This window comes from Rhizobium leguminosarum, assembly GCF_004123835.1.
Classification (GTDB): Bacteria; Pseudomonadota; Alphaproteobacteria; order Rhizobiales; family Rhizobiaceae; genus Rhizobium; species Rhizobium leguminosarum_M.
Window position 1 is genome coordinate 124,935 of the sequence record NZ_MZMU01000022.1, and the last position, 24,779, is coordinate 149,713.

General features: G+C 60.6%; 23 protein-coding genes. 17 read left to right on the forward strand and 6 right to left on the reverse strand.

What is annotated here, in order from left to right:
- Nucleotides 1-6: 6 nt before the first annotated feature.
- Complete coding sequence (locus B5P46_RS34635; RefSeq protein ID WP_164986572.1) at nucleotides 7-183, forward strand: hypothetical protein; 177 nt, start codon at nucleotides 7-9, stop codon at nucleotides 181-183.
- Between the two features lie 18 nt (nucleotides 184-201).
- Here the strand turns inward: B5P46_RS34635 and B5P46_RS29310 are convergent, their stop codons facing one another.
- Entirely contained in the window at nucleotides 202-1,209 is a 1,008-nt protein-coding gene (locus tag B5P46_RS29310; protein ID WP_129421800.1) for a LacI family DNA-binding transcriptional regulator, read from the reverse strand.
- Between the two features lie 207 nt (nucleotides 1,210-1,416).
- On the opposite strand from B5P46_RS29310, the gene B5P46_RS29315 reads away from it, so the two are divergent.
- From B5P46_RS29315 to B5P46_RS29330, 4 genes are all read left to right on the forward strand, one after another.
- Entirely contained in the window at nucleotides 1,417-2,739 is a 1,323-nt protein-coding gene (locus B5P46_RS29315; RefSeq protein ID WP_129421801.1) for an alpha-L-fucosidase, read from the forward strand.
- Between the two features lie 50 nt (nucleotides 2,740-2,789).
- A complete protein-coding gene (locus B5P46_RS29320; protein ID WP_129421802.1) occupies nucleotides 2,790-4,013 on the forward strand; it encodes an ABC transporter substrate-binding protein in 1,224 nt (407 codons plus the stop codon).
- 82 nt (nucleotides 4,014-4,095) lie between these two features.
- Nucleotides 4,096-5,070 carry a carbohydrate ABC transporter permease gene (locus tag B5P46_RS29325; protein ID WP_206735423.1) on the forward strand — a complete coding sequence of 325 codons (975 nt, stop codon included), beginning with the start codon at nucleotides 4,096-4,098 and terminating at the stop codon, nucleotides 5,068-5,070.
- Nucleotides 5,060-5,944 (forward strand): carbohydrate ABC transporter permease, encoded by an 885-nt coding sequence (locus B5P46_RS29330; RefSeq protein ID WP_129421803.1) that lies wholly within the window; start codon nucleotides 5,060-5,062, stop codon nucleotides 5,942-5,944. Before B5P46_RS29325 ends, B5P46_RS29330 begins: the two co-directional genes overlap by 11 nt.
- On the opposite strand, the gene B5P46_RS34640 is transcribed toward B5P46_RS29330, so the two are convergent.
- Both B5P46_RS34640 and B5P46_RS29340 read right to left on the reverse strand, forming a co-directional pair.
- A complete protein-coding gene (locus B5P46_RS34640) occupies nucleotides 5,941-6,501 on the reverse strand; it encodes a hypothetical protein (protein ID WP_164986565.1) in 561 nt (186 codons plus the stop codon). The genes B5P46_RS29330 and B5P46_RS34640 overlap by 4 nt on opposite strands.
- Before the next feature lie 130 nt (nucleotides 6,502-6,631).
- Nucleotides 6,632-7,387 carry an SDR family NAD(P)-dependent oxidoreductase gene (locus tag B5P46_RS29340; RefSeq protein ID WP_065283167.1) on the reverse strand — a complete coding sequence of 252 codons (756 nt, stop codon included), beginning with the start codon at nucleotides 7,385-7,387 and terminating at the stop codon, nucleotides 6,632-6,634.
- A gap of 211 nt (nucleotides 7,388-7,598) precedes the next feature.
- Here B5P46_RS29340 and B5P46_RS29345 point away from each other — a divergent pair, with 211 nt between their 5' ends.
- The 6 genes from B5P46_RS29345 to B5P46_RS29370 all read left to right on the forward strand — a co-directional run bounded on the left by B5P46_RS29345 (nucleotide 7,599) and on the right by B5P46_RS29370 (nucleotide 11,544).
- Complete coding sequence (locus B5P46_RS29345) at nucleotides 7,599-8,186, forward strand: L,D-transpeptidase (RefSeq protein WP_164986575.1); 588 nt, start codon at nucleotides 7,599-7,601, stop codon at nucleotides 8,184-8,186.
- 167 nt (nucleotides 8,187-8,353) lie between these two features.
- A complete protein-coding gene (locus tag B5P46_RS35200) occupies nucleotides 8,354-8,473 on the forward strand; it encodes a hypothetical protein (RefSeq protein WP_018243378.1) in 120 nt (39 codons plus the stop codon).
- A gap of 161 nt (nucleotides 8,474-8,634) precedes the next feature.
- Complete coding sequence (locus tag B5P46_RS29355) at nucleotides 8,635-9,219, forward strand: hypothetical protein (protein WP_065283166.1); 585 nt, start codon at nucleotides 8,635-8,637, stop codon at nucleotides 9,217-9,219.
- 60 nt (nucleotides 9,220-9,279) lie between these two features.
- Nucleotides 9,280-9,873 carry a protein-S-isoprenylcysteine O-methyltransferase gene (locus B5P46_RS29360; protein WP_245456322.1) on the forward strand — a complete coding sequence of 198 codons (594 nt, stop codon included), beginning with the start codon at nucleotides 9,280-9,282 and terminating at the stop codon, nucleotides 9,871-9,873.
- 10 nt (nucleotides 9,874-9,883) lie between these two features.
- A complete protein-coding gene (locus B5P46_RS29365) occupies nucleotides 9,884-10,669 on the forward strand; it encodes a hypothetical protein (protein ID WP_129421805.1) in 786 nt (261 codons plus the stop codon).
- Nucleotides 10,666-11,544, forward strand: a complete 879-nt coding sequence (locus tag B5P46_RS29370; protein WP_129421806.1) for an SDR family NAD(P)-dependent oxidoreductase — start codon at nucleotides 10,666-10,668, stop codon at nucleotides 11,542-11,544. Before B5P46_RS29365 ends, B5P46_RS29370 begins: the two co-directional genes overlap by 4 nt.
- 249 nt (nucleotides 11,545-11,793) lie before the next feature.
- On the opposite strand, the gene B5P46_RS29375 is transcribed toward B5P46_RS29370, so the two are convergent.
- Both B5P46_RS29375 and B5P46_RS29380 read right to left on the reverse strand, forming a co-directional pair.
- Nucleotides 11,794-13,056, reverse strand: a complete 1,263-nt coding sequence (locus B5P46_RS29375; RefSeq protein WP_129421807.1) for a DUF3422 domain-containing protein — start codon at nucleotides 13,054-13,056, stop codon at nucleotides 11,794-11,796.
- 448 nt (nucleotides 13,057-13,504) lie between these two features.
- On the reverse strand, nucleotides 13,505-14,791 hold the full coding sequence (locus B5P46_RS29380) for an ABC transporter substrate-binding protein (RefSeq protein ID WP_129421808.1): 1,287 nt from the start codon (nucleotides 14,789-14,791) through the stop codon (nucleotides 13,505-13,507).
- A 191-nt stretch (nucleotides 14,792-14,982) separates the two neighbouring features.
- Between B5P46_RS29380 and B5P46_RS29385 the strand changes: the two genes are divergently transcribed.
- Genes B5P46_RS29385 through B5P46_RS29410 form a run of 6 tightly spaced genes read left to right on the forward strand, consistent with a single transcriptional unit; the run spans nucleotide 14,983 to nucleotide 23,130 of the window.
- Nucleotides 14,983-17,505, forward strand: a complete 2,523-nt coding sequence (locus B5P46_RS29385; RefSeq protein ID WP_129421809.1) for a hypothetical protein — start codon at nucleotides 14,983-14,985, stop codon at nucleotides 17,503-17,505.
- Between the two features lie 17 nt (nucleotides 17,506-17,522).
- On the forward strand, nucleotides 17,523-18,617 hold the full coding sequence (locus tag B5P46_RS29390) for a glycoside hydrolase family 88/105 protein (protein ID WP_129421810.1): 1,095 nt from the start codon (nucleotides 17,523-17,525) through the stop codon (nucleotides 18,615-18,617).
- Nucleotides 18,614-19,978: a glycoside hydrolase family 28 protein gene (locus B5P46_RS29395; RefSeq protein ID WP_129421811.1), complete on the forward strand. Its 1,365-nt coding sequence runs from the start codon at nucleotides 18,614-18,616 to the stop codon at nucleotides 19,976-19,978. The genes B5P46_RS29390 and B5P46_RS29395 overlap by 4 nt, the downstream gene beginning before the upstream one ends.
- A complete protein-coding gene (locus B5P46_RS29400; RefSeq protein WP_129421812.1) occupies nucleotides 19,966-21,072 on the forward strand; it encodes an ABC transporter ATP-binding protein in 1,107 nt (368 codons plus the stop codon). The genes B5P46_RS29395 and B5P46_RS29400 overlap by 13 nt, the downstream gene beginning before the upstream one ends.
- A 2-nt stretch (nucleotides 21,073-21,074) precedes the next feature.
- A complete protein-coding gene (locus B5P46_RS29405; RefSeq protein WP_129421813.1) occupies nucleotides 21,075-22,070 on the forward strand; it encodes a carbohydrate ABC transporter permease in 996 nt (331 codons plus the stop codon).
- A 13-nt stretch (nucleotides 22,071-22,083) separates the two neighbouring features.
- Entirely contained in the window at nucleotides 22,084-23,130 is a 1,047-nt protein-coding gene (locus B5P46_RS29410) for a carbohydrate ABC transporter permease (RefSeq protein ID WP_206735425.1), read from the forward strand.
- A 277-nt stretch (nucleotides 23,131-23,407) separates the two neighbouring features.
- On the opposite strand, the gene B5P46_RS29415 is transcribed toward B5P46_RS29410, so the two are convergent.
- Nucleotides 23,408-24,559 carry an ROK family transcriptional regulator gene (locus B5P46_RS29415; RefSeq protein WP_129421862.1) on the reverse strand — a complete coding sequence of 384 codons (1,152 nt, stop codon included), beginning with the start codon at nucleotides 24,557-24,559 and terminating at the stop codon, nucleotides 23,408-23,410.
- Nucleotides 24,560-24,779 lie beyond the last annotated feature (220 nt).

Below are 24,779 nucleotides of genomic sequence, written 5' to 3' on the forward strand. Positions count from 1 at the left end.
GTTTCGATGGAAACCAAAGTGCCCTCCGCGCATATTCCGCTGCCGCTCACGCGGGAGAAGCGTCGGCGTTTGACGCTCGAGGCTCTGGCCGATGTGGACGAGGGCAATGCCGTCGATCACCGGTCGGTCCAGGCTTGGGCCGATAGCCTCGACGGCGACAGGCCGGTTTTGTTGCCTCGGTGATGAAGTTCAGGCAAGCACTCACAACCGCCTGGTCGACTCCCCGCGCACGAATCTCGGCGTCAGGATGAAATCCTCAGGCGGCGCGGCGGCGGCCTCCGGGGTTGCTATTCTTGCCAGCAGACGTTGTGCCGCCAATTCGCCGAGCTTCTGTGCATCCTGCACCACCATGGTGATGCGGGGCGTGATGACATTGCTCCAGGGCACGTCGTCGACCATCGCCAGCGACACGTCGTCAGGGCAACGGAAACCCATCTCCTGCATCACCTGCAGTGCTGCGAGGCCCGTCATGTTGTTGGCGCCGATGATGGCGGTCGGCCGGTCGCGGCGGGTCAAGAGGCGCATCGCCTGCGCATGGCCGCCAGTCCTGGTGTAGCCGCCTTCGACCACCAGCGAAGGGTCGATGTCCACGCTGGCGCCGGCCATCGTGGTCATGAAGCCCTTCAGGCGCTCGTCGGCAGTGTGCAGGCCGCTCGGCCCGGAGATGAAGCCGATGCGTCTATGGCCAAGCTGCAGCAGATGTTCCGTCAGGATGGTGGTGGTCAGCGGGTTGTCGGAGCCGACAAAATCGCGCTCGGCGCCCTCCACCTTCTGGTCGAACATCACAATCGGGGTCTTGAAGTCGCGCAGGAACGTGGCGTACTCCGCGCCGCGCCCGTTTGCCGCCAGCGCAATGCCGGCGATCTTCTGCGCCTGCAGCCGCTCCAGCAGCGCCCGTTCGAGATCGGCCCTGCCGGAGGAGTCGGCGATCAGGACGAAATAGCCGTGATCGAGCGCCTGGTGCTCGATCTCGCGGCGGATGTCGCCGAAGAACATGTTGCCGAGATTGGCCGCAACGAAGCCGATCAGCGAGCTTCGCCCGCGCGCTAGCGTCTGGGCCACCGGATCGATGCGGTAGCCCGTCGTTTTGATCGCATGCTGGATGCGGTCGAGCGTCTCGGCGCCGACCCGCTTCGGGCTGTTGAGCGCGAGCGAGACGGTCGAGATGGAAACCCCCGCGAGGCGCGCTACATCTCGTATCGTTGTCATGTCTATCGAACCGGTTCTAATACCTCGTTATGTCCGATTTTATTGGCCCGCGCAACATGCATGCTTCAAACCGACTGATTTGCAGCGCTTGCCTTTCTAATCTTGTGATCTCGAATTTCGACTTGACAGGCGCTGGATCAGGCCGGATGATCAGATACCGAACCGGTTCGATATGATGTCGAGCCGGAAAGCAGGGAGGAGAAACCTGTGACGAATTCGGAACGCCTGTCGGAAAATCCGGCATGGGGAGGAGCGGGCAAGCATGCCTGGTTCAGCCACGACCGCCTTGGCATGTTCATCCATTGGGGCCTTTACGCCTTGGGAGCCCGGCATGAGTGGTTGAAGAACCGCGAAGAACTGACCGACGAGCATTACCAACGCTATTTCGACAATTTCGATCCAGATCTCTACGATCCCAAGGAGTGGGCGCGGCGGGCACGTCTCGCCGGCATGAAATATGTCGTGGTGACGACCAAGCATCATGAGGGCTTCTGCCTCTGGGACAGCAAGCTGACGGACTATAAGGCGCCGAATACGCCCTGCGGCAAGGATCTGCTGACGCCCCTGGTCGACGCCTTCCGCGCCGAAGGGCTGAAGATTGGCTTCTATTATTCGCTGCTTGACTGGCACCATCCGGATTTCCCGATCGACGTTCACCATCCCTTGCGCAACCATCCCGACGCCAAGGGGCTGAATGCCGGCCGTAACATCGCCAACTACGCTGCCTATATGCGCGAACAGGTGCGCGAGCTCCTAACCGGCTTCGGCCGCATCGACATCATCTGGTTCGATTTCAGCTATCCCGGCCGCGAATATCGCGGCCTGCGCGGCAAGGGGCGCGCCGATTGGGAGAGCGAACGGCTGGTCGAGCTGGTGCGCGAGCTGCAGCCCGAAATCATCGTCAACAACCGCCTCGATCTGCCGCCCGGCAAGCTGCCCGACGTGACGACACCGGAGCAATATACGCCGCGCGTGGCTCCCGCTATCGCCAGCCAGGGGGTGCTCTGGGAAGCCTGCCACACCTTCAGCGGCTCCTGGGGTTATCACCGCGACGAGAATACCTGGAAGAGCCCGGAACAGATCATCCAGCTGCTGATCGATTCCGTCGCGCTCGGCGGCAACCTGCTGATGAATGTCGGCCCGACCGGCCGGGGCACGCTCGATGCACGCGCCATCGCTGCGCTCGAGGTCTATCAGAACTGGATGGAAGTCAACGGGCGCTCCATCTATGGGGCAGGGCCATCCGGCCATCCGGTGCCGGCCGGCTGCCGCTATACGCAGCGCGGCAACCGCCTTTATCTGCATGTCTACAACTGGCCTTACCGCCACATCCACATCGAAGGTCTGGCCGACAGGATCGCCTATGCGCAGTTCCTGCACGACGCCAGCGAGGTGCACTGGTTGAGCCATGCCAAAGATGTGGATTCCAATATCGGCGTGACGGTGCCGGAAGGCATGATCACGCTCGAACTGCCGGTCCGGCGCCCGGACGTTACCGTGCCGGTGATCGAGATCGTCCTGAAGGCGTGAGCTCGATCGCACTCGCGTGTCCTTTGCGTTCATGGAGGGAGGAGAAACCCATGAAGGTTCTGAAGAAAACGCTTTTGCTTGCCGCTATCGGCAGCAGTCTTTTTGCCACAGCCGCATCGGCCGAGCAGGTCAACCTGACCTGGCAGATGTGGACCGGCTCCGAAACCGACACCAAGAGTTGGCAGCACCTGGCAGAGATGGTGACCGCCAAGTATCCCGATATCAAGGTGACGCTGACGACGACGGGCTGGGTCGACTACTGGACGCGGCTGCCGGCGCTGGCGGCATCGGGACAGCTCGCCGACATCGTTTCCATGCAGTCGCTGCGCATGCCGAACTTCTATTCGCTGCTCGAGCCCCTGAATGACCGGATCGAGGCCGATAAGTTCGACGTCGCTGCCTTCACACCCTCGATCATCGGCGGCATGTCCGTCGACAAGCAGCTATACGGTCTGCCTTATGACGTCGGTCCGTGGGTCATCTACTATAACCAGGACGCGCTCGAAGCCGCCGGCGTTCCGCTGCCGAAGCCGGGCTGGACGCTTGCCGAGTTCACCGATGCCGCCAAGAAACTGACGAAGGACGGCAAGTACGGCTTCGGCATCACCCCGACGAACTATTCGGTCCTGGCCGCGGCCTGGGGCGACAAATACGTCAACGACGCCGGCGAGCTTGACTTGACCAGTGCGAGCGCAGTTGCTGCCGCCGACAGGCTGATCGGCTTTGCAGCCAAGGATAAGATCGCGCCGCTGGTTCCATCAGGTGGCGCGAATCCCGGTGATGTCGTCCAGGGCCGATTCAATTCGGGTAATGTCGCCATGTATATCGACGGTCCCTGGTCGATTATCGGCATGAAGGGCCAGGCGAAGTTCAAAATCGGCCTCACCACCCTGCCGCGCGAAGAGGGCGAACTTTCGGCCGTGACCGCAGGCTCCGGTTTCGGCATTTCCACGACGAGCAAGAACAAGGACGCGGCCTGGAAGGCGATCCAGGTGCTGACCAGCACGGAAGCCTTGTCTTATCTCGCCGAACAGGGCCGTGCCTTGCCGGCGCGCACGGCGTCGCAATCGGCCTGGTACAAGGTGGCAGCCAAGGACATCACCAATGGCGGCGAGGCGATCGACTATTCCCTGGCGCATTCCGTGCCTTACGTGATCACCAACAACTGGGCGGCGGTGGAAAACCTCTTCAACCAGTATTTCCCGCCGGCTTTCGCCGGCAGCGTCGACGCCAAGCAGACGATGGAGTCCATCCAGAGCCTCGCGCAGCAATAGAACCAGCGCGTCCGACAGGACGCGCCGTCGCTTTGAAATCTGCGCATGATCCTTTCGGAAAATCGATTCCGATCTCCGGGTCATGCGCCAGCTCTCGCTGCGGCAGGACCTGCCGCGCATGGAGGAAGTCATGTCGCAAAGCGCTGTTGCCGAAGTTCCCTTGCAGCCCGGTCAGCCACGGCGCTTCCTGATGCCGGAGACGCAGACAGCCATGCTGTTCCTGCTGCCGAGCTTCCTCGGCTTCATGGTCTTCATGGCATTGCCGATTCTGGCGTCGCTGGCGCTCAGCTTTACCAATTGGCAGCTGATCTCGACGCCATCCTTCGTCGGCTTTCAGAATTATATCAGGCTCTTCACTGTCGATCCGGCCTTCTACACCGTATTGAGCAACACGCTGTTCTTCGCAGTCGAGTATCTGGCGCTGAATATTGTCGTCTCGCTGACGCTCGCGGTCTGGATATCGAGCCTGAAGCGCGGCAAGGCGATCTTCCGGGTGATCTTCTTCCTGCCGACCTTCACGCCGACGATCGCGGCATCGGTGGTCTGGCTGCTGATTTTCACGCCGGACGGCCTGGCCGATACCATCATCCGCGCGCTCGGCCTCGGCCTGCCGAATTTCCTGCTGAGTTCGAGCTGGGCCATGCAGGCGGTCGTGCTTGTCACCCTGTGGGCGAATGTCGGCTATAACGTCGTGATGTTCAACGCCGCCCTCGACCTGGTGCCGAAGCACTATCTCGAGGCGGCAACGATCGACGGCGCCAATGCCTGGCAGCGCTTCTGGCGCATCCGCCTGCCGCTCATCTCGCCGACCATCTTCTTTGGCACCGTCATGACGGCGATCACCTCGCTCCAGGTCTTCGACGAGATATTCGCGATGACGCGCGGCGGCCCAGGCTCGGCAACGGCGACGCTTGGTTTCGCCATCTACCAGAAGGGCTTCACCAACTTTCAGATGGGCTACGCCTCCGCATTGGCCTGGGTGATGTTCGTCATGATCATGGCGCTCACCATCCTGCAATTCCACATGCAGCGCAAATGGGTGCATTATGACGATTGATCCGATCTCACGGCATCCGCATTCCGTGTCCCAGCATCGTCATCGCATACTGCGGCGCGTCGGCACCTTCGCCAGCTACACGGCGCTCTCGCTGATTGCGCTGCTTTTCCTCTTCCCGTTCTTCTGGATGGTGTCGAACGCGGTACGCTCCAATGCCGAGGTGATGGCCGTGCCGGTCCGCATCTTCCCCGAGGAGTATCATTGGGGAACATTCGTCGAAGCCCTGGTTTCCCTGCCGTTCGGAACCTTCCTGCTGAATTCCTTCGTGGTCGCCTGCGGTGTTACGGCGATCGTGATTGCAGTATCCTGCCTGTCCGCCTACGCCTTCGCCCGGTTGAGATTTCCCGGACGGGAGGGGCTGCTGCTCACCTATCTCAGCACGCTGATGATCCCGCAGGTGATGCTGGTCATTCCGCTCTTCCTCATCGTCAGCAAGTTCGGCTGGATCAACACCTATCATGGCATGATCCTGCCGGTCGCCTTCAGCTCCTTCGGCACCTTTCTGCTGCGGCAGTTCATCCTCGGCATTCCCAAGGATCTCGACGAGGCGGCGATGATGGACGGGGCTTCGCGCCTGCGCATCCTGGTTACGGTCATCATTCCGCTTGCCATGCCGGCCATCGGCCTGCTGGCGCTATTCACCTTCATCGCACAATGGAAGAGCTTCCTCTGGCCGCTGATCGCCACCAGCGGCATCGAAATGGCCACGCTGCCGCTCGGGCTCACCCTGTTTCAGACACAGCAGGGCACAGCGTGGAACTACATCATGGCCGGTGCGACGATCTCCATGGTGCCGGGCGTCATCCTGGCCATCGTGCTGCAGAGGGTGATCTACAAGGGCATCACCGTCAGCTCCGGCTTCGGTGGGCGCTAATCTTCATAAGAACAAGATCTTAAACGCATCACATCAAGTTTGATGTGATATCCTTCAAGTTCGGTGGATTTGCGCCGAAGAAGGCGAATTGCGCAGCGGGATTCACGAAAACGGCCACGCTTGCATCCATCGCCTTGGCGATATCGATCTCTGCTGCCAATGCCCAGACGATCGGCGCCGGCGGAGCGCGCGTATTTATTTCCGCCGACCACTTTCGCACCATGCGACCACTCGCTCTTCAGCACCAACGAGATTAGATTTGAATGGAAGCTGCCACCAGCGGCTCGTGCCAGGCGATAGCGTGGAAGATGACCGGCGTATTTGGAGGCCCGCACATGCGCTTGCCACACCGCGCCATCGTTCGCCAGAAAGACAGGTGGTTCGGCGCCAGTCCATAGCGCTCCACAACCATTTATCGTCAAGCCCGCCACAAACTCTCCAACACAATCCGCGCCTTGATCTACATCCCGCCAGTGGCGATGCCCGCCGTCATGTCCGGCCTTGCTGTTCGGGAGAACCCCCAAAGTAGGCTCCATGGAGAAACTTATTTCGCTCATCCATAGATAGCCGATCACAGATCAGAGGAGAGACTGAGGGGCAGAACGCTGACCGGCCCCCAGGTCCGCAGCACGCCATCAGGCAAAATGGACACAGTCTGGAATCGCCTCTTCTTCTCAAACCCTTTCTTCAATGAGCGGTATAGGCCCCGTCTACCAAATAGTGCCCCCCGGTGATGAAACTGGCCTGCTCGGACAAGAGGAAACACACAAGCGTCGCGACCTCTTCCGGTTTTCCACGCCTGCCCATTGGTTGAAGCGATGCCATGCGTCGCGTACTCGCCGCCTCAAGGTGCTCTGACAAAAGTGGCGTTTCGATCCAGCCGGGACCGACGGCATTTATGCGGATACCCAATCTCGCATACTCCATCGCAGCGACTTTCGTCAGCCCAACAACCCCGTGCTTGGCTGCGGTGTATGCCGCCGCGGTGGGTAATCCAACGGACCCGAGAGTGGAAGACAAATTCACGATTGCGCCGCCACCCAGCTTAAGCATCGCGCCAATTTCGGACTTCATACAATAGAAAACGCCGTTGAGATTGACGTTCATCACCTTGTGCCAATTGTCGAGCGGATAGTCTGCGACCGCTGCGCGCACCCCATCGATTCCCGCGTTATTGACCGCCAGATCCAAGCCGCCACATGTCTCGACGGTAAAATCGACAAGTCTCTGCACACTTCCACTGTCACTGACATCGACGGCAAATTCACAGGCGCGGCCTCCCTCTGATCTGATTGCGGCGGCAATCGCGTGTGCTGCGTCAGCATTGATATCGGCGACAACAACCTCGGCACCCTCCTCAGCGAGTTGTCGGGAAACGGCGGCACCAATTCCGGAACCTGCGCCCGTTACGATTGCGATTTTTCCTTCCAGGCAAAGCTTCATCGTCTCTGTCCTTGTTGATGTGCTAATATTCGATCGGCGCGATTATTGATGCAAGGGGTTTCCCGGATAAATAGAAGCGCATGGTATTGCGCAGCTTCGGATGTTGCCAGTGTTGCGAACTCATCCTCCACAGCGTTGAGTGTCTTTGTCAAAAGATGTCGCAATCTAATTTGGAATGAACGGGATCGACGGAATTACTTGGCAGGTGGAAATGGACAAACACCATATTACACGCCGGGGGCTCGTGCTGGGGAGCCTGGCTCTAATGCTTTCTGGATGTACTTCGGGCGATGGGCCGCCGCTGCGCTACCGATTTGCGATGGATCCGGATGTCGATCCCCGCTATCGACGACGGGAGGTCGCGTATACGGGGAGTGAACCGCCCGGAACTATCGTCGTCGATACGGCGAGCCGCTACCTTTACTTCGTGGAGGCTGACGGACAAGCGACTCGCTATGGCGTTGGCGTCGGAGAGGAAGGACTGAGTTTCAAGGGCGAGGCCACCATCGGCCATAAGGCAGAGTGGCCTTCGTGGAAGCCCACCAATGACATGATTCAGCGCAAACCCCGGCTAGCCCAATATGCCGATGGGATACCGGGAGGACCGCTCAACCCTCTCGGTGCAGCGGCCCTCTACCTCTACCAAGGTGGACAAGATACCCTGTTCCGGTTGCACGGAACGAATGCCCCCTGGTCGATAGGTCGTGCAGTTTCGAATGGGTGTATTCGCTTGACGAACGCAAACATCGTCGACCTTTACTCTCGTGCACGCATAGGTACACGCGTGGTTGTCATCTGATGGCGTTTACCATTTGAAATCGCAGGGTTGGCTATGGCAATATGTATCTGCTAATGTAGATTCGTTGCATGTTGCATCATAACCGCCCTATCCAGGGTGCTGATTGTCGCTAAACTTTAAGGTGTAGCCCTCAAAAAGCTATCCCATGATGAGGAGAGGACTTCATGATGAGCAGAATTCTAATCGTAATCGTTGCAATGTTTGCGGTGGCCAATCTGAGTGCTTGCGGATCGATTGGCAAAGGCAAGGGGAAGGCCCCACCGCCGGCAGAAGCAGTCTACAAATAGCATATCGCGTTTGATTCTTAGGAAGGGTCACATAGACCCTTCCTCTTCTTGCACCATAAACCGCCAGGCTTGCGCTCCTTCGCAACTCACAGCGCACGAGTGGCATTTTATATGCTGACTTCGGGCTCCCATTCGTCGGGGCCTGCATATGGAGCTTAGTGATGGCGCTTGGAAGAGGCGGTGTGTCGCTAGTTGTTATGTTGGCGGTCATGGCATCTTCATGCCAGACAGAGGACAAAAGGCCTCTACCGCATTATACGTCGAATGGCAGAGGCGTAGCTCCAACCAATGCGGCTGAAAACAAATCAAATCGGTATTTCATCGAATTCCGCTCACGCTATGCGCTGACCTACGGCCACACCTACGTCGTTTTTGGGCGGGCGGATAAGAACGGAAATATGATCAATCCCGAAGTCGCCGGACTTGCGCCAGCTTCTGACAATGCCGCGCCCTATGTATTAGGCCATTTCATACCCGTTCCGGCCTCGACCGGAGCAACGGATGGTGACCTGGAAGAGCAGTACAGGTCGGCAAGCTGGCGTGTGATGCTGACTGATGATGAATATAGCGACACAGTTGCGTATATACGCAAACTGCAGGCAACCTCTCATCTCTGGGAGGCAACGGTTTATAATTGCAACGCCTTCGTGGCGGATATCGCACGGCACATGGGTTATAAGGCGCCCGGCATTTGGCTAAGGCCGCAACAATTCATTGCAACCCTGCGGGAGATGAATACAGGTTGATTGCGTGCGGGCGTTGGCGATCGCGGAAGGCCGATCATAGAAAGGTTCTGGTGACTTGATTTGAATTTATCAGTAGCCGTCGTCGGCGAGATGGTCTGGGTTCTTGGAATTGTGGCATGGTGCATCATTCGATACCCATTTGAGCGTCGCGCGAAGCGAGTGCCGGTCGTCAGCAACCGCCGTACCGGTTCGGAGGCGGTCGGGCTTGCTGCAGCTCTCGTCGGGCTTGCGATCGTGCCGGGATTTTACGTCGCGACTGGCATCCCTGAGGTGGCCGACTATACCGCCCATTTGTGGGCCATCGTGATCGGGACAATGCTCTGCTGTGCCGCAATGTGGGTCTTTCGAAGAACCCACAAGCAATTAGGACGAAACTGGTCGATTACGCTGGAGATCCGGCAGCGGCACGAATTGATATGCGCAGGCCCGTACTCCCTTGTCCGCCACCCCATGTACACGTCGTTCCTTCTGATGGGGCTTTCACAAGCGTTTCTGCTGTCGAACTGGGTGGCAGGTATGGCGGGCCTGATCGGCTTCGCGGTTCTATTCTTCCTAAGGGTGGACAAGGAAGAACGTATGATGTTGGAAGTTTTCGGCCCGCAATACCACGCGTATATGGCAAAGACCAAGCGCATCATCCCTTATCTTTACTAGAGGTGGCTAGATGAGAGGCCGAACGATCAAGCTCTCGGCATCGCGACGACTTGTCGGAGATCTGATGAGATTCTCGATCGGGGTGCCACGCGTGACGGTCCAGCGGCAAATGAACCTTCGGCCGCTCCTCGATGCCAGAGACGGACCGGATGCCCGGCCGTCCTGGACTGTGCTTTTCTTGAAGGGATACGCCCTGCTCTCTCAAGAAATTCCCGAATTGCGGCGCGCTTATGTCAAGTTTCCAAGGCCGCAGCTCTATGAATATCCGGCCAGTGTGGCCTCCATTGCCCATGAGCGCGAGCATGACGGAGAGCGGGTCGTTCTGCTGAGCATCATCAAAGGTCCCGAACAACGCTCCATTTCCCAGCTGGAGACGCTGATCCGCGCAGCAAGGTCACTTCCGGTTCTGGAGATCAAGGACTTTCGGCGCTCTCTGAAGCTCGCTCGCGCACCTGCCCCTGTGAGGTGGCTGCTCATGTGGCTCGGGCTCAATATCGGGCGGAAGCGTGCGCGTTATTTCGGCACGTTCCAATTGTCTGTCTATTCGGGCCTGGGAGCGGAGTCCCTCAACCCGATCACCCCACTGACCACACTTCTCAACTACGGTCCAATCGGCGAGGATGGATCGGTTGCTGTCCGCATCCACTACGACCACAGGGTCATGGATGGAGCGAATGTCGCTCGGGCGTTAGAACGGTTCGAAAGAATCTTGAACGGCGAGATCGCCGACGAAGTAAAAAACCTCGCCCAGAGCGGAACCCCTACCATCATGTCGGCGGTAGGGACGTCGAAATGACCGTGCAGGATGAGTTTCGTTTGGCTGTCGTCGTGGTTGGGGCTTCCCGCGGCATTGGACGAGCAATTGCAAAGATTGCGGCACGTGAAGGCAATGTCGTCGTGCTCGTCGCGCGTTCGCCTGAAGGCCTCGCCGCTGCGGCGGCCGACGTACGGCAGGCCGGCGGCGAGGCGTTCACGCTGGAGCTGGATCTCTTCGCAGCCGATGCGTCGGCGCGTCTCGAGGCTTTTCTGACTGCCAACGATGTGGTCTGCGGCGTCCTGGTCAACAGTGCCGGGTATGGTCTGCGAGGCGCAGCAACGTTACTCCCCGTAAAAGATCAACTTGGGATCATCGATCTCAATATACGCGCCCTGACCGACATGACCCTTCGCTTCCTGCCTGGAATGCTGGCGCGCGGACGTGGCGGCGTGATCAATCTCGGCTCCATAGCGGGTTTGGTTCCCGGGCCGTACATGGCTTTGTATTACGCAAGCAAGGGTTTCGTGCACTCTTTTTCGGACGCGCTCCATCAGGAAGTGCGCCGCTTTGGCGTTACCGTGACATGTGTCGCGCCCGGACCGGTATCCACCGAATTCCTTGAAAAGGCCGGCGCGAACCGGGCGGCTCTCTTCAAGATATTGCCCAAGCTGGACGCTGAATATGTCGCTGAGCGGGCGTGGAGCGGTTTCAACTCCGGCCGTCGCCGCGTTGTCCCTGGCATTTCAGCCAAGTTGATCACTCTTGTCGCCGCATTCTTGCCGACCGCAGCTATTCTCCCACTGATCGGTCGCCTGCAGCGCAGGAGCAAAGATCCATGTCCTTGCGGTTCAGGGAAGAACCTCAAGGAATGTTGCGGTAGCCGCTCCCCGGCACGGAGCAAGCTGCAGAAATAGTGCCCGTCGACGAGTTTGTCGAAACGATATCCGGAAAGCGGGATGATCGCGTTCAGTTGGTCGAAGAGACCACGGCGGCCGCACAGAGCCTGACACATGAAACCGAAAGCCTTGCCGAGTAGGACGGGCAGCGGCCGGGCATCGGAACATCGCCATTACGCGATGGCGTCCTGACGTTCTGTCGATGCAGGCAAGAAAACGCCGCCGCCTCGAAAGGGCGGCGGTGAGCGATCATCGGCCAGCGTCGCCTCAGTGGCTCTCTGATGCGGGACCGTGAGAGTGGCCCGCAATGCTCTTGCGAACATGACGAACTGCCGTCCAGACGGCGAAGAGCACGAGCGGGATGGCGCCGAGAACCGCGAGCTTCGACACGTGCGGATCGACGCCCAGTTCGGCAATGCTTTCCAGGCAGATCTTTGCGAGGCCGACGGTGTAATAGGTGATGGCGATGACGGAGAAGCCTTCGACCGCCTGCTGGATATGCACCTGGATGCGCGCCCGTTCTTCCATCGACGTCAGCAGCGAGGCGTTCTGATCTTCGAGCTGAACCTGCACGGTGGTTCTGAGCAGGTCGCCGGCGAGACTGACGCGTTCGGCCAGTTCGTCGAGGCGCCGTTCTGCCGCATAGACCGAGCGGACAGCCGGTTGGAAGCGCCGATCAATGAACGTACCCAGCCTCTGCCTTTGCTCGGCCCGCTCTTCTCGAAGTTCCGACAGCCTGCTTGCCACGATCTCGGCATAGGCTTTCGTCGCGCCGAAGCGGTGGCGGGCGAGGGCGGAGAAGTTGAGCACATCGGAGGAGAGCCTGGTCACCTCGGACAGCAGCGCCTTGTCGACTTTGACGGCGCTCTGCATATGCGCGATCAAGAGATCGAGGCGCCGGTCGAAGGTTGAAAGCTTCGATACTGTCTCGCGCGCCATCGGCAGCGCAAGAAGTGCCATCATCCTATAGGTCTCGATTTCGAGGAAACGCCGGACCATACGTCCGGTCCTGTAGGCGTTGAGGTTGCGGTTGAAGAACAGGAACTCGACGAAACCGCTGTCGCTCAGGCGGAAGTTCGAATGCACTTCCGCATCGCCGCCGCCAACCTGGGATGCGACATAGTCCAGCTTCGGTTTTTCGGGACGATTTCCGCCCGTCTCGTCGCGCACCAGCACCCGGACTGCGGCGATGACCTTTCCGTCGATCTGGCGGCAGCAGGCCTGAAAGGCTTCCGGCGGATTGCTGCCGGGTTCGGCCGATGCCGGCACGACGAAGGTCAGCGTCAGGAACTCGGTATGGGCTTCCCATTTTAGCCGGCCGTCGCCGACGCGGCCGATGCCGTGGTTGCCCTCGCCGGTCATGGTGACATCTTCCAATCCCGGCAGGGACTTGGGCAGCGAAGGAGGGCCATTCTCGCCGACGATGGCGATGTGCCAGACATCGGTGTCGCCATCGAAATAAAGTGACGGGCGCGCATGGAGCTCGTTGTGAAGTTCCCTTCGCAGCGGATGCTCGGAGCCGAGTGGCATGAAAATGCACCTCAATGGGCTGGACTGTCGCCGATTTGCCGACGTTACTAAATTGAGCCTGAGCCGACGCGCCGCGCAGGCCGACAACGCCTATAGCCTCTCCTGGACCCTGTGTCACGACCGCTGACGGTCCCTCTTGTCTATTCGCACTGATGATGTGCCGCGTCGGCTTGGCTGGCTGTCAGGGCGAGCGCCGGACAAGGACGCTTCCGAGTAGTTGAGCGGCAGCGCCTGTGGCCATCGCGGCGAGAAAGGCGGGCTTCGTCTTCGCCCGAGAAGATCGTTCCGAGCGCCTTCCTTGCGGAAACGTAGCGTGATTCATCGACAATTCGAAAACGATCGAATTGTCGGGGACGCGGTGTGGGCAAGGGCAAAAACGATCAGCCACGGCCCGTTGCGAGGTCGTGGCTGATGCAGCGCGCAATCTGTGGGAGACAGGCGCGGCCGGTTACTTGTTGGCGGCGAGGGCCACGTTGACCTTGTCGACGTCGGCGCTCATCGCCTTGAACGTATCGTCGAGGGAAAGTTCGCCGACGATCAGCTGGCTCATTCTCTGGACGATGAGCTGATAGATGGCGGAGGATCCCTTGAGGCGTTCGAGGTCGCGGGCGGCCTTCGGTGCGCTGTTGCGGCTTGCGAGGAAGACGGCCATGGCCTCCTTGGCGTTCTTGCTCTCGAGCTTGTACTGCGGGTCCTTGATGTCGGCGCCGGTCAGGATGACGTAGTTTTCGGCGATTTCACGCTGGATCTTTTCAGAGCCGAGGAACTCGATGAACGAGGCTACGGCCTGCGGGTACTTGGTGCGCTTGAAGCCGACGATCGCGGTGCCGCCGGGCATCGCATAGCAGCCGGCATCGCCGCAGGGTGCGCTGATCGCCGTCCAGTCGAAGGCGTCGCCGATCTTCTTCTGGAACGGATTGACCATCCAGTTGCCGGCGAGATAGGTCACGACATTGCCGTTGACGAACTCGTCACCCATGTTCTTGTACTGCGTTCCGCCGGCAGCACCCCACATTTCCTTCGGGAAGGATCCGTCCTTCGTCCAGTTATAGAGATCGGTGATGTAGTGCTTGGCGGCATCGTCGGGGAACGAGAACTTGCCGTCCTTGACGTAGTTCGAGCCGTAGGAGAAGGCAGCACCCGAGAAGCGATGGCCCGAGCGATCCATCGTGAAGGGGATCTGGGCGCCGGTCGCCTTGGCGACGCGCGCCGAGGCTTCGACGATGTCCTTCAGCGTGGCGGTGGGCTTCGGAAGCGGTTCGCTGGCCTGTTCGAAGAGCGTCTTGTTGACGAAGGGCAGGTTGAAGGTCTGCGAGGCGACATAGCCGTTGATCGAGTTCGGATCGTTGACGCCGGGGAAGCGAAGCGTGTTCAGGCTGTCGCCGTGCAGCTTGGCGAAGCCGTCTGGATCCTTCATCAGCGGGCGCATGTCGAGGTAGTAGGGCGCCAGTTGCCAGTCGGTGATCTTAGCAACGTCGGGACCTTCGCCGATGGCAAGCTGCACCGGCAGCTGCTTGGCGACGGCATCATAGCCCGACGAGACGAAATTCACCTTGATGTCGGGATGCGCCGTCTCGAATTCCTTGCTGAGCGCTTCCATCCGCTCGACATAAGCCTGGTCGTCGTCGGTGAAGAGAAAGGTAATCGTCTGGGTTTCCGCCATGGCGACGCTCGACCATGCGAAAGAAACGGTGGCCAGCGCCAGTGCGAAAGCCCCTGAAAGATAGGTTTTCATTTTCATCCTCCCATGAAAACATTTTCATCAATCGCGGCCTAAGCCATCGATAAGTGAATTTCATATACTTGACATTCGTTCCGTCAAGCTATTTTCTACGCGAATAGCGATGTTTTTGAGCAAATTTCAAAAATCACGCACCTAAATGACCTAGTGAAAATATTTTCATAGGATTGCGGAGGAGGCGATCTGTGAAAACGGAAAGCATCAAGCAGCCGGGCGACATGGCGCCAGCATACAGCGTGGCCGAGGGGCAGTCGGTGACGGCATGGGCCGTTTCCGGCCTCATTGCCAGCTATTTTCCCGGCGAGCCGGCCCCAGCCGAAGACCGCGTGAACTATCGTTTCATCAACGGTTTCGTCGATGTCGGCGACCTGCCTTGCCGCAAGGCTTTCTGGTCGACCATGGTGGGGCGGCCGCTGGCGCCCGACACGTCCTGGCCGACCGAAAGCCTCTATCTTCCCGGCTCGAACCGCCGCGTCGAGTTTACCAGCTTCTGGCACGTGCCCACACATGTCAGGCGATGGCTGAAGGGCACGTTCAAGACGGACGCTCCGCGCACGCTCCATCTCGCGCTCAAGACCTGCGGCGGCGTTCGCATCTGGGTCAACGGACAGGAGACGGTGCGCTTCGAGCCCTTCAAGCGCAACGTCGAAAGCGCGACTGAGATAACACTGCCGCTCGAAGCCGGCGCCAACGAGATTCTCGTCCATACTGAAGACCTTGCCGAGCGCGACACGACCTGGTTCTTCGAGCTTGAAATGCTGGACGGCGAACCGCTCTCGGTGCTGCTGCCGGTAGCGCTGGACCAGGACGAGGTGCGCGAACTGGAAGCCCTTTCGCGCGGCGTCCGCCCGGCCCGCGACGTCTTCGTCAACCAGCCGCTGGAAATCATCTTCGACACGGCGCCCGAGCGCGACCTGCCGGTGGAGCTCAAGGTCGTCGGCCATGGTCACGAGCGGCCCGTTCTCGCTCATTCCCGATTGACGCTCAAGGCCCATCAGAGCAGCCTCACGGCCGACGATATCTGCGGCATTCCGGACGGTTATCACGGCGTCCACATGACGATCGGCTCCGGCACGGGCTCGGTTACGCGCGTCATCGATGCCGCCTTCATGAGCAGCATTTCGCCGGTGCCATCAGAGACGTCGCTCGCCGCCCGCAAGCGGCAGGCACTGGAATACAGCGCCCGCTTCGGCGCAAACCGCGTCGGGCGCCTGATCGCGATGATGGAAACCGGTCACCACGACCAGGAAAGCTTCGACCGCATCATCGACGCGACGCTCGCCTCCATCGATGCGCGGGAGGATTGCTCGGATTTCATCATGGTGCCGCTCTTGTGGCTGCTCGGCGACTATACCGACCGGATGCCCGATGCCGTGGTCGATCGCATCCGCCGCTCCGTTCTCTCCTATCGCTACTGGGTCGACGAGCCGGGCAATGATGCGATGTGGTTCTGGAGCGAGAACCATGTGCTCTGCTTTCATACCAGCCAGTTGCTGGCCGGACTTCTTCTGCCCGACGAGCTGTTCTCGGCCTCGGGGCGGACGGGACGGCAGCAGGCGGAACTCGCCGTCGGGCGCCTCGGGCGCTGGTTCGACAGCGTCGAGGCCCATGGCCTGGCGGAATGGAATTCGGCCGCCTATTACCCGATCGATTTCATCGGCCTGCTGGCGCTGGAGCGCTGGGCCGAGAGCGAGATCGCCGATCGGGCCCGCGGCCAGATCGATCTCATCTTCCGCATGATCGCCCTACATACGCTTGCCGGCGTTCCGGCCGGCTCGCAGGGCCGTGCCTACGACAAGGAGCTGCGTGCCGGCCCGCTGACCGAGCTTGCGCCCTTCGCCCAGGTCGCTTTCGGCACCGGCTGGCTCAACAACGGCGTGGCGGCATTGACTATGTTCTGTGCCGGCGGCTACGAGCCGCCCGCCGACCTGACCAAGCTTGCCGTCCTTCCCAGGGGCAGAAACGTCGAGGCGCGTTACAGCCAGGGGCTCGAGAGCGGAAAACTCGTGCTGTTCAAGAACGAGGCGGCGCAGCTTTCGACGGTCGTCGATCACAAGACCGGCCAGAAGGGGCACCAGCAGCACGTCCTCGATGTCAGATTGGCCGGCCATCCGATGGCGAGGTTGTGGGTCAACCATCCCGGTGAAGACGATCCGTGGGGCAATCAAAGGCCCTCCTATTGGGCCGGCAACGGCATCCTGCCGCGCGTTGCCCAGCATCGCGACGTCGCCCTGCTGATCGAGGACACAAGCGACGCGCGCCATGCGTGGACGCACGCCTATATCGGCCACGACGGGCTGGATGATCTCATCATCGAAGACAAGTGGCTCATCGCGCGATCGGGTCGGGGATTTTCAGCCCTCTGGGCGTCGAACGGCCTGGAGCTGATCACCGATGGCCCGACCGCCGGCCGCGAGGCGCGCTCCCACGGACCGCTTTGCGGCTGGGCGGGTATCGTCGGATGCGGCGATGGCGACGCTTTCAAGGCATTCATCGAACGCCTGTGCCGGACGACGATTTCCTTTGATGCCGGGCTTCGGCGTCTCTCCCTGACGCCGCCGGGCGGCCCGGCGATCTGCCTGTCCTATGCCGACGGTCTTGCGATCGGCGGCGAGGCGAGGCCCTTCACCCACGATCAGCCGCACCCGATCCTCACCCACGACAGTGCAGCCTCCGGCGCCGGCACTGACGGGCCGTTCTACTCCTAAAAACATAGGTCTCCAGCATGAACACAACATCTGTCGATAACGCCGCCCTCCTGACGACGATCGATCGCGTGGCAACGGCTTTCAGCCGGCTCAGAGGCATCAAGGAAGGTCTCGTGACGGGAAATTCCGCCTCCGGAATCCAGTTCGACGAATGGGACTGGGAAGTCGGCGTCGGTCTTTATGGCTTCCTGCGCCGCGCCATTTCCACCAATGATCAGAAAGCGCTGCAGGAACTCGTCGCCTGGTATGCCGGCCAGATCGAACGCGGCCTGCCGCCGCGCCAGATCAACAGCACGGCGCCGATGCTGCCGCTTGCAATCCTCGTCCAGCATGTCGACCGTCCCGATTTTCGTGCTCTCGTCGAGGACTGGGCCGAATGGCTCGTCAAGGAGCTACCCAAGACCGAGGACGGCGGCTTTCAGCACGTCGTCAAGGAGCGCCTCAACGACGGCGAATTGTGGGACGATACGCTTTTCATGGCCTGCCTGTTTCTCGCCCGGGCTGGCGTGCTCTGCGAGCGCAGCGAATGGATCGACGAGGCCGTCTATCAGTTCGTGATCCACACCCGCTATCTCTCCGATCCGGTCAGCGGGCTCTGGTATCACGGCTGGACTTTCAACGGGCGGCACAATTTCGCCAATGCCTTCTGGGCGCGCGGCAATGCCTGGATCACGGTCGCCATCCCTGAGCTCTTCGACCTCGTTCCGACACTCGGCGAGAAAGACCGGCGTTTTCTGTCGAACGTCCTCGTCAGCCAGGTGCGCTCCTTGAAAGCATACCAGCGGCCGGACGGCATGTTCACGACGCTTCTGGACGATCCGTCTTCGCCGTTGGAAACCTCGGCCACGGCAGGCATTGCCTATGGCATATTGCGCGCCATCGATGCCGGCATTCTCGACGACAGCGACAGGGCCTATGCGGAGCGCGCGCTTGCGGCGGTGCTGGCGCAGATCGACGAAGAAGGCGTCGTCCACGGCGTCTCCGACGGCACGCCGATGGGCCATGACCTCGATTTCTACAGGCGCATCCCCAACGTGCCAACGCCTTACGGCCAGGCGCTGACCATGCTGCTCCTGACGGAAGTCTTTCTCGAGAACGGCGAGCGCCAATGAGCCCCGTGTCTCTTGTCGCGATCGAGCCGGCGCAGGGCGACGATACGGTCCGCCTGCAGGCGGCCATCGACGACCTGTCGGCTTCGGGCGGCGGACGCTTGGAGCTGACGGCCGGCATCCATGTCTGCCGCGGGCTCCAGCTCAGATCCGGCGTCGACCTTCATCTGGCCGCCGGCGCGATCCTGCGTCCCGTTCCGGATTACGAGGCCTATGCACATACGAGTGTTTCGGTGATCGCCGAAAAGTCGGACCGCGGCATGATCGTTGCGAGCGGTGCGCGGCGGATCAGCCTGACGGGGGAGGGCCGCATCGAAGCCGGTTGCGACAGCTTCATTGTGGGGGACGACGAGACGGTGGGCACCTTCGTCCCGGCCGAATTTCGTCCCCGCGTCGTCGTCTTCGAGGGCTGCGATGAGGTCGAGATCAGCTCCGTCCATATCAGCCGCTCGCCGATGTGGACGCTGCACTTCGTCAACTGCACCGATGTCGCGGTCAGGAACGTGACCATCGACAACGACCGCCGCCTTCCCAACACGGACGGGATCGTGCTGGATGCCTGCCGCGGCGCCGTCATCGAGGACTGCCGGATATCGACGGCCGACGACGGCATATGCCTGAAGACGAGCATCGGTCCTGACCGTGTCGCCATCGGGCGTTGCGAAAACATTCTCGTTCGTCGATGCTCCGTTCAGAGCCTTAGCTGCGCGCTGAAGATCGGCACGGAAACGCATGGCGACGTCACCAATGTCGTGTTCGAGGATTGCAGCGTCTCATCTTCCAACAGGGCGCTCGGCGTATTCTCCCGCGACGGTGGCCGGATATCGAACGTAAGGTTTTCACGAATTGCGGTAGAGTGCCGCGAGACCCCCGATGGTTTCTGGGGCTCGGGGGAAGCACTGACCGTCAATGTCGTCGACCGTGTTAGGGAACGCGCGGCTGGCGCCATCGACAATCTCATCGTCGAAGACATCACCGGGCGGATGGAGGGGGCGATCACCGTCATATCGACCTCGTCGGCCGGCATCAGGAACGCATCGCTGGCGCGCATTGCCATCGATCAGCAGCCTGGGCAGCTCGGCACGGCGCGGTCCTACGACCTGCGTCCGACAAACGCGGACCTTTCCCCGACAGCCGATGGCGGCGGCCGTGCCAATGCCTGGACCCGCGGGTCGGACGGGCGGGTGATCGGTCTTGAGCACTATCCGGGAGGAATGCCGGCCGTCTACGTGGCTGATGTCACCGGGATCTTGATGAACGAGGTGCGGATCACGAGGCCGACACCGCTGCCGCAAGGCTGGAACAAAAACGACGCCGTCTTCGAAACGGCGGCACCTGATGGGAGTGGGACATGGCAGAACTGAAACTTTCCAACGTCAACAAGTCGTATGGCTCGGTCAAAGTCCTGCATGACGTGCAACTCGATATCAAGGACGGCGAGTTCGTCGTCTTCGTCGGTCCATCGGGATGCGGCAAGTCGACCCTGCTGCGTGTCATCGCCGGCCTGGAAGAGGTCACGGAGGGCGCAATCGCGATCGGGGGCCGCGATGTCAGCGCGCTCTCGCCGGCCGAGCGCAAGATCGCAATGGTCTTCCAGTCCTACGCGCTCTATCCGCATATGAGCGTTCGCAAGAACCTCGCTTTCGGCCTGGAGAACCTGAAGTTCAAGCGTGCCGAGATCGAGGCGCGGATTGCCGAGGCTGCCAGAATGCTGGCGATCGAACCCTATCTGGACCGGCGTCCGAAGCAGCTTTCGGGCGGCCAGCGCCAGCGCGTGGCGATCGGCCGGGCCATCGTGCGCGAACCTGACATTTTCCTTTTCGACGAGCCGCTGTCCAATCTCGATGCGGCGCTACGCGTCCAGACCCGGGCCGAGATCACCAAGCTCCACCGCGAGATCAAGACGACGATGATCTATGTCACGCATGACCAGGTCGAGGCGATGACGATGGCCGACAAGATCGTCGTGCTGCGCGCCGGGCGGGTCGAGCAGGTCGGAGCACCGCTGGACCTGTTCGACAGCCCGCGCAATCTCTTCGTCGCCGGCTTCCTCGGCTCGCCGCGTATGAACATCATCAAGGGCAAGGTATCAGGCATCGGCGAAAGCGGCGTCGTCATCGATGTCGGCAATGGTGGCAGGGTCATCAGCGATGTCGATCCCGCCGGCATCGCGGTCGGACAGGCCGTTCTCACCGGCATCCGGCCCGCACATTTTTCGCGCTCCAGCGAGCAGGGCCTGCCGTTCGTCGTCCAGTATCACGAGGGTCTTGGCACTGAGACCTATGTCTACGGCAACCTTGCAGGCCACGACGAGCAGATCATCATTCACGAGGCCGGCCATTTCGCGCCGGCGCCTGGTGATCACATCCTGATTGATGCCGCCCCCGGGCGGGTTCATCTGTTCGATCCCGAAAGCGGCCTGGCTTTTGCCCGGCGGCCCGGACAGGGGAGGCGCTGAACATGGCGGCGCTTAACGCAGGTGCATTGCTGTCCCAGGCAGGCGAAACGACGATGCGGGTGGTCGAAGCCCCGATAAATGTGATCGAGCGCATCTTCGGCCGCAAGCGCATGCCATGGCTGTTCCTGGCGCCGAACCTCGTTCTGTTCGCCATCTTTACGTTCCTTCCGATCGCGATCGCGGTCGGTTACGCCTTCACCGGCGGCACCAACCTTTTCGTGTCCGAGCGGCCTTTCGTCGGCCTGGACAATTTCCGCACGCTGCTTTCCTGCGGCAATTATCTGCAGCCGGGAACCTGCCAGGAATCGCTGTTCTGGACGGCGGTGTGGAATACGCTCTGGTTCGTGGCGTTGAACGTCACCGCCACATTGCTGGTGGCGCTGATCACGGCGCTGATCCTCAATCGGGCGATTTTTGCGCGCGGCTTCTTCCGGGCGATGTTCTTCTACCCCGTCCTGCTGTCGCCCGTCGTCATCGGCCTGATCTGGAAATGGTTCCTCGATCGCAACGGTCTGCTGAACGCCTTCTTTCAGATGATTGGCGTCCCCACGGAGATTTTCCTGCTGGATGTCGGCTGGTCGCGCTTCTTCGTCGTCGTGGTCTCTGTCTGGTTCCACATGGGCTTTTACACGCTCATCCTGCTCGCCGGCCTCCAGGCAATCCCGAAGGAGCTGTACGAGGCCGCCTCCATCGACGCTGCTTCGCCGCGCCGCACCCTTTTCAGGATCACGCTGCCGCTGCTTGCGCCGAACCTGCTCGTCGTCTTCATCCTTCTGATGATCAAGTCCGTGCAGATCTTCGACGAGGCCTGGGTTCTGACCAATGGCGGCGGCCCCGGCACGGCCAACAGCTTCATCGTCCAATATATCTACCAGATGGCATTCAGCAGCGATCTGCGTCTCTTCGGACTTGCCTCTGCCGCATCGGTTCTCATGGGACTGGTACTTCTGGTTCTCACCCTCATACAGCTGCGCCTCGGCAAGCGAATGGAGTCCTGAGATGAACAGCTCTATGAACCCGATCCGCTTCATGACGCGCACGCGCCGGGCCGGACGCATCGACATCACCGACATTTTGTCATGGGTCTGGCTGATCGCCGGAACATTGGCGGTGCTCGTTCCCGTCGTCTGGGCCGGCCTCTCCTCGCTGAAGCCGGCGGCCGAAATCACCCGTTTTCCGCCGACCCTGCTGCCGCGCGCCGCCGTCGAGCAGACCGTGCCCGGCTTCGATAAACCGCTCAGCCTCTGGCAGGTCACCATCGACGGTCAGCAGCGCGAAATGGCCATGGTGCGGCGCATCGGCCTCAAGGCCCAGATGGTCGATCCTGCAAATCCGGGACAGCCGGTCAGCGTCGACGTGAAGGGGATCACGCCGGTGCAGCACCTGACCGTCGCCACCGAGAATTACACCGATCCGCTGACGCGCTTCAACTTCTTGACCTTCCTGAAGAATTCGGTGTTCGTCACCGTGGTCGCGACGCTTCTGACGCTGATCGTCAACGCCATGGCGGCCTTTGCGCTGTCGAAATACAAATTTCGCGGCGATACGACGGTTTTCGTTATCATCATCTCGACCCTGATGATCCCGCTCGCCGTCGTCATGGTCCCGGCCTATCTCGTCATCGTCGGGGTCGGGCTTGCCGACAATCTCTGGGGTGTCATCCTGCCGACGATCGCCTCTCCGACCGCCGTCTTCCTGCTGCGGCAATATATGCTGACCATACCGGACGAGCTGATCGAGGCGGCGCGCGTCGATGCGGCGAGCGAATTCTGCATCTTCTGGCGCATCATCCTGCCGCTGACGGCGCCGGCTCTCGCAGTGCTGGCGATCTTTTCCGTGCTCTGGCGTTGGAACGACTTCCTCTGGCCGCTCATCGTTCTCAACAGCCGCGAGAATTTCACGCTGCAGGTCGGCCTCAACGCCTTCCAGGGAGAGTTCTCGGTGCAGTGGCACTATATCCTGGCGATGACGTTCCTCAGCCTGCTGCCTGTCACCGTCGTCTTCCTGTTCCTGCAGAAATACATCACCACGGGCATCGCCGGAACAGGCATGAAGTGAACGGCGGGGCGTGGAGCTAGACCTCCCCGCAATCGCCGAACAACCGATACCACGTCTTCCTCCCGGCTGAGGCGCGTCGCATTGAACCTGGTTCATGCGGCGCGTTTCGGTTTTTGCCTTCGTGCATGGCTCCCAAAATCGCCGCCCATTTTGTGGGCGGTAGCTCCGCGGCGAGCGTAGCGCTTGCCACCGAGGCCGGCCGCCTCCGCGACCTGATGGGCGGCCGTTTTAGGCTATGTTGACGACGATTTCAAAATGCTACGGCGTCCTGCAAATATCACAAAACGGTTTCGAAGAGCGGGATCAAGGCCGCGCCGATTGCGCCGGGGGCATCGATTATCTGTGCCACGGCAAGCCTGGGGACGTCACGTAAAACGCCATGCCGAGGCAGATTGTTGAAGTCTGTCCGTTCGATCAGCATTCTCGCGAGTGAATGCGGAAGCTCGCCGCCAAGGACGATCAATGCCGGATCAAATATTGCGCAGATCGCATTAATGGCTCGATTGTGGGCCGGCGTGACGCGGTCGACCCACTCCGTAACGCCATCCCAGTCCATCAGCTTCTCGTTCTTCAGGTCTCTTAGGGTCAGGTTCAAACGCCCCTTGGCACGAAGATGTTCAAGCAGGACGCCGAGTGCAGGGCGCTCCTCGTAGTCCTGACGCCCGAAGAGAACGGAAAATTCGCCGGCGTTGCCGAAATTGCCGCGAAACGGCATGCCTCCGGAAACCAGGCCGCCGCCATAGCCATGAAGATGGGCAATATAGGCGAAATCCGCGACATCCCGGCCAACGCCGAAAATGGCTTCCGCCAAGGCTGCGGTCCTGGCGACATTGTCTGCCCAGACCGGCAGACCAAGTTGCTCTCCAAGCAAAGGTGCCAGGTCGATCAACGACCAATGAGCGAGCGGCAAGGGGCAATTGAAGGCCGTCTCCAGCATGCGGTGGCCGGCGACGGCCAGGCCGACGCCGAGGATGTCACGCCGTTTGGCGCCCCGGCGGGCAAGAAGCTCTTCGACCGCCGCTTCGATCCGCTCCATTTCAACGGATAGCGAGGAGCCCGCCTGCGGGATTTCCATTTTTTCCAAAGGCTCGCCGAAACCCATGAGGCAAAGGCCGATCGAACCGACATTCACGGAGATGCCCAGGGTTAAACACCAGTCTCTGCGAAGGGTCAGTTCCGGGCTGGGCGGTCCCGGCCGCCGGGTTTCCGAATGGGAAAAGACGAGCATTCCCCGCTCATGAAGCCGCGCGACGATCCTGTGCAACGATTGCTGGGTGAGATCGAGCGGCTCTGTCAGGTCGGAGCGCTCGATCCCCGGAGACTTCCAGATCAGCCGCAACAGGTCTCGTTCGTTGCGCGAGGCTACTCGCACGGGTTGCGTATCTCGCAAAAAATGCGCGGCAACATGGTCTAGCGGATCATACTTCATTTTCGGTTCGGTTTGATTTACACTGAGAGTGTGAACCACATTGGGAGGGCATTTTGCTTCTGTCAAACAGGGAATTCGATCCCCGGTTTGCCGGCCCTGCTTACTTCATCGAGGTTGGCCAAGCCAGCCGGAATGACAGCAATTCACGAAGGTGGAGGTGATCGTGCCTCAAGCGTTTGGAAGGCACGATATCGGCGGCGCAGCGATTTCAAACGAGATC

Coding starts and splice junctions, on each gene's coding strand:
- B5P46_RS34635 (WP_164986572.1), top strand. CDS start 7: ATGGAAACCAAAGTGCCCTCCGCGCATATTCCGCTGCCGCTCACGCGG.
- B5P46_RS29310 (WP_129421800.1), bottom strand. CDS start 1,209: ATGACAACGATACGAGATGTAGCGCGCCTCGCGGGGGTTTCCATCTCG.
- B5P46_RS29320 (WP_129421802.1), top strand. CDS start 2,790: ATGAAGGTTCTGAAGAAAACGCTTTTGCTTGCCGCTATCGGCAGCAGT.
- B5P46_RS29325 (WP_206735423.1), top strand. CDS start 4,096: ATGCGCCAGCTCTCGCTGCGGCAGGACCTGCCGCGCATGGAGGAAGTC.
- B5P46_RS29330 (WP_129421803.1), top strand. CDS start 5,060: ATGACGATTGATCCGATCTCACGGCATCCGCATTCCGTGTCCCAGCAT.
- B5P46_RS34640 (WP_164986565.1), bottom strand. CDS start 6,501: ATGAGCGAAATAAGTTTCTCCATGGAGCCTACTTTGGGGGTTCTCCCG.
- B5P46_RS29340 (WP_065283167.1), bottom strand. CDS start 7,387: ATGAAGCTTTGCCTGGAAGGAAAAATCGCAATCGTAACGGGCGCAGGT.
- B5P46_RS29345 (WP_164986575.1), top strand. CDS start 7,599: ATGGACAAACACCATATTACACGCCGGGGGCTCGTGCTGGGGAGCCTG.
- B5P46_RS35200 (WP_018243378.1), top strand. CDS start 8,354: ATGAGCAGAATTCTAATCGTAATCGTTGCAATGTTTGCGGTGGCCAAT.
- B5P46_RS29355 (WP_065283166.1), top strand. CDS start 8,635: ATGGCGCTTGGAAGAGGCGGTGTGTCGCTAGTTGTTATGTTGGCGGTC.
- B5P46_RS29365 (WP_129421805.1), top strand. CDS start 9,884: ATGAGAGGCCGAACGATCAAGCTCTCGGCATCGCGACGACTTGTCGGA.
- B5P46_RS29370 (WP_129421806.1), top strand. CDS start 10,666: ATGACCGTGCAGGATGAGTTTCGTTTGGCTGTCGTCGTGGTTGGGGCT.
- B5P46_RS29375 (WP_129421807.1), bottom strand. CDS start 13,056: ATGCCACTCGGCTCCGAGCATCCGCTGCGAAGGGAACTTCACAACGAG.
- B5P46_RS29380 (WP_129421808.1), bottom strand. CDS start 14,791: ATGAAAACCTATCTTTCAGGGGCTTTCGCACTGGCGCTGGCCACCGTT.
- B5P46_RS29390 (WP_129421810.1), top strand. CDS start 17,523: ATGAACACAACATCTGTCGATAACGCCGCCCTCCTGACGACGATCGAT.
- B5P46_RS29395 (WP_129421811.1), top strand. CDS start 18,614: ATGAGCCCCGTGTCTCTTGTCGCGATCGAGCCGGCGCAGGGCGACGAT.
- B5P46_RS29400 (WP_129421812.1), top strand. CDS start 19,966: ATGGCAGAACTGAAACTTTCCAACGTCAACAAGTCGTATGGCTCGGTC.
- B5P46_RS29405 (WP_129421813.1), top strand. CDS start 21,075: ATGGCGGCGCTTAACGCAGGTGCATTGCTGTCCCAGGCAGGCGAAACG.
- B5P46_RS29410 (WP_206735425.1), top strand. CDS start 22,084: ATGAACCCGATCCGCTTCATGACGCGCACGCGCCGGGCCGGACGCATC.
- B5P46_RS29415 (WP_129421862.1), bottom strand. CDS start 24,559: ATGAAGTATGATCCGCTAGACCATGTTGCCGCGCATTTTTTGCGAGAT.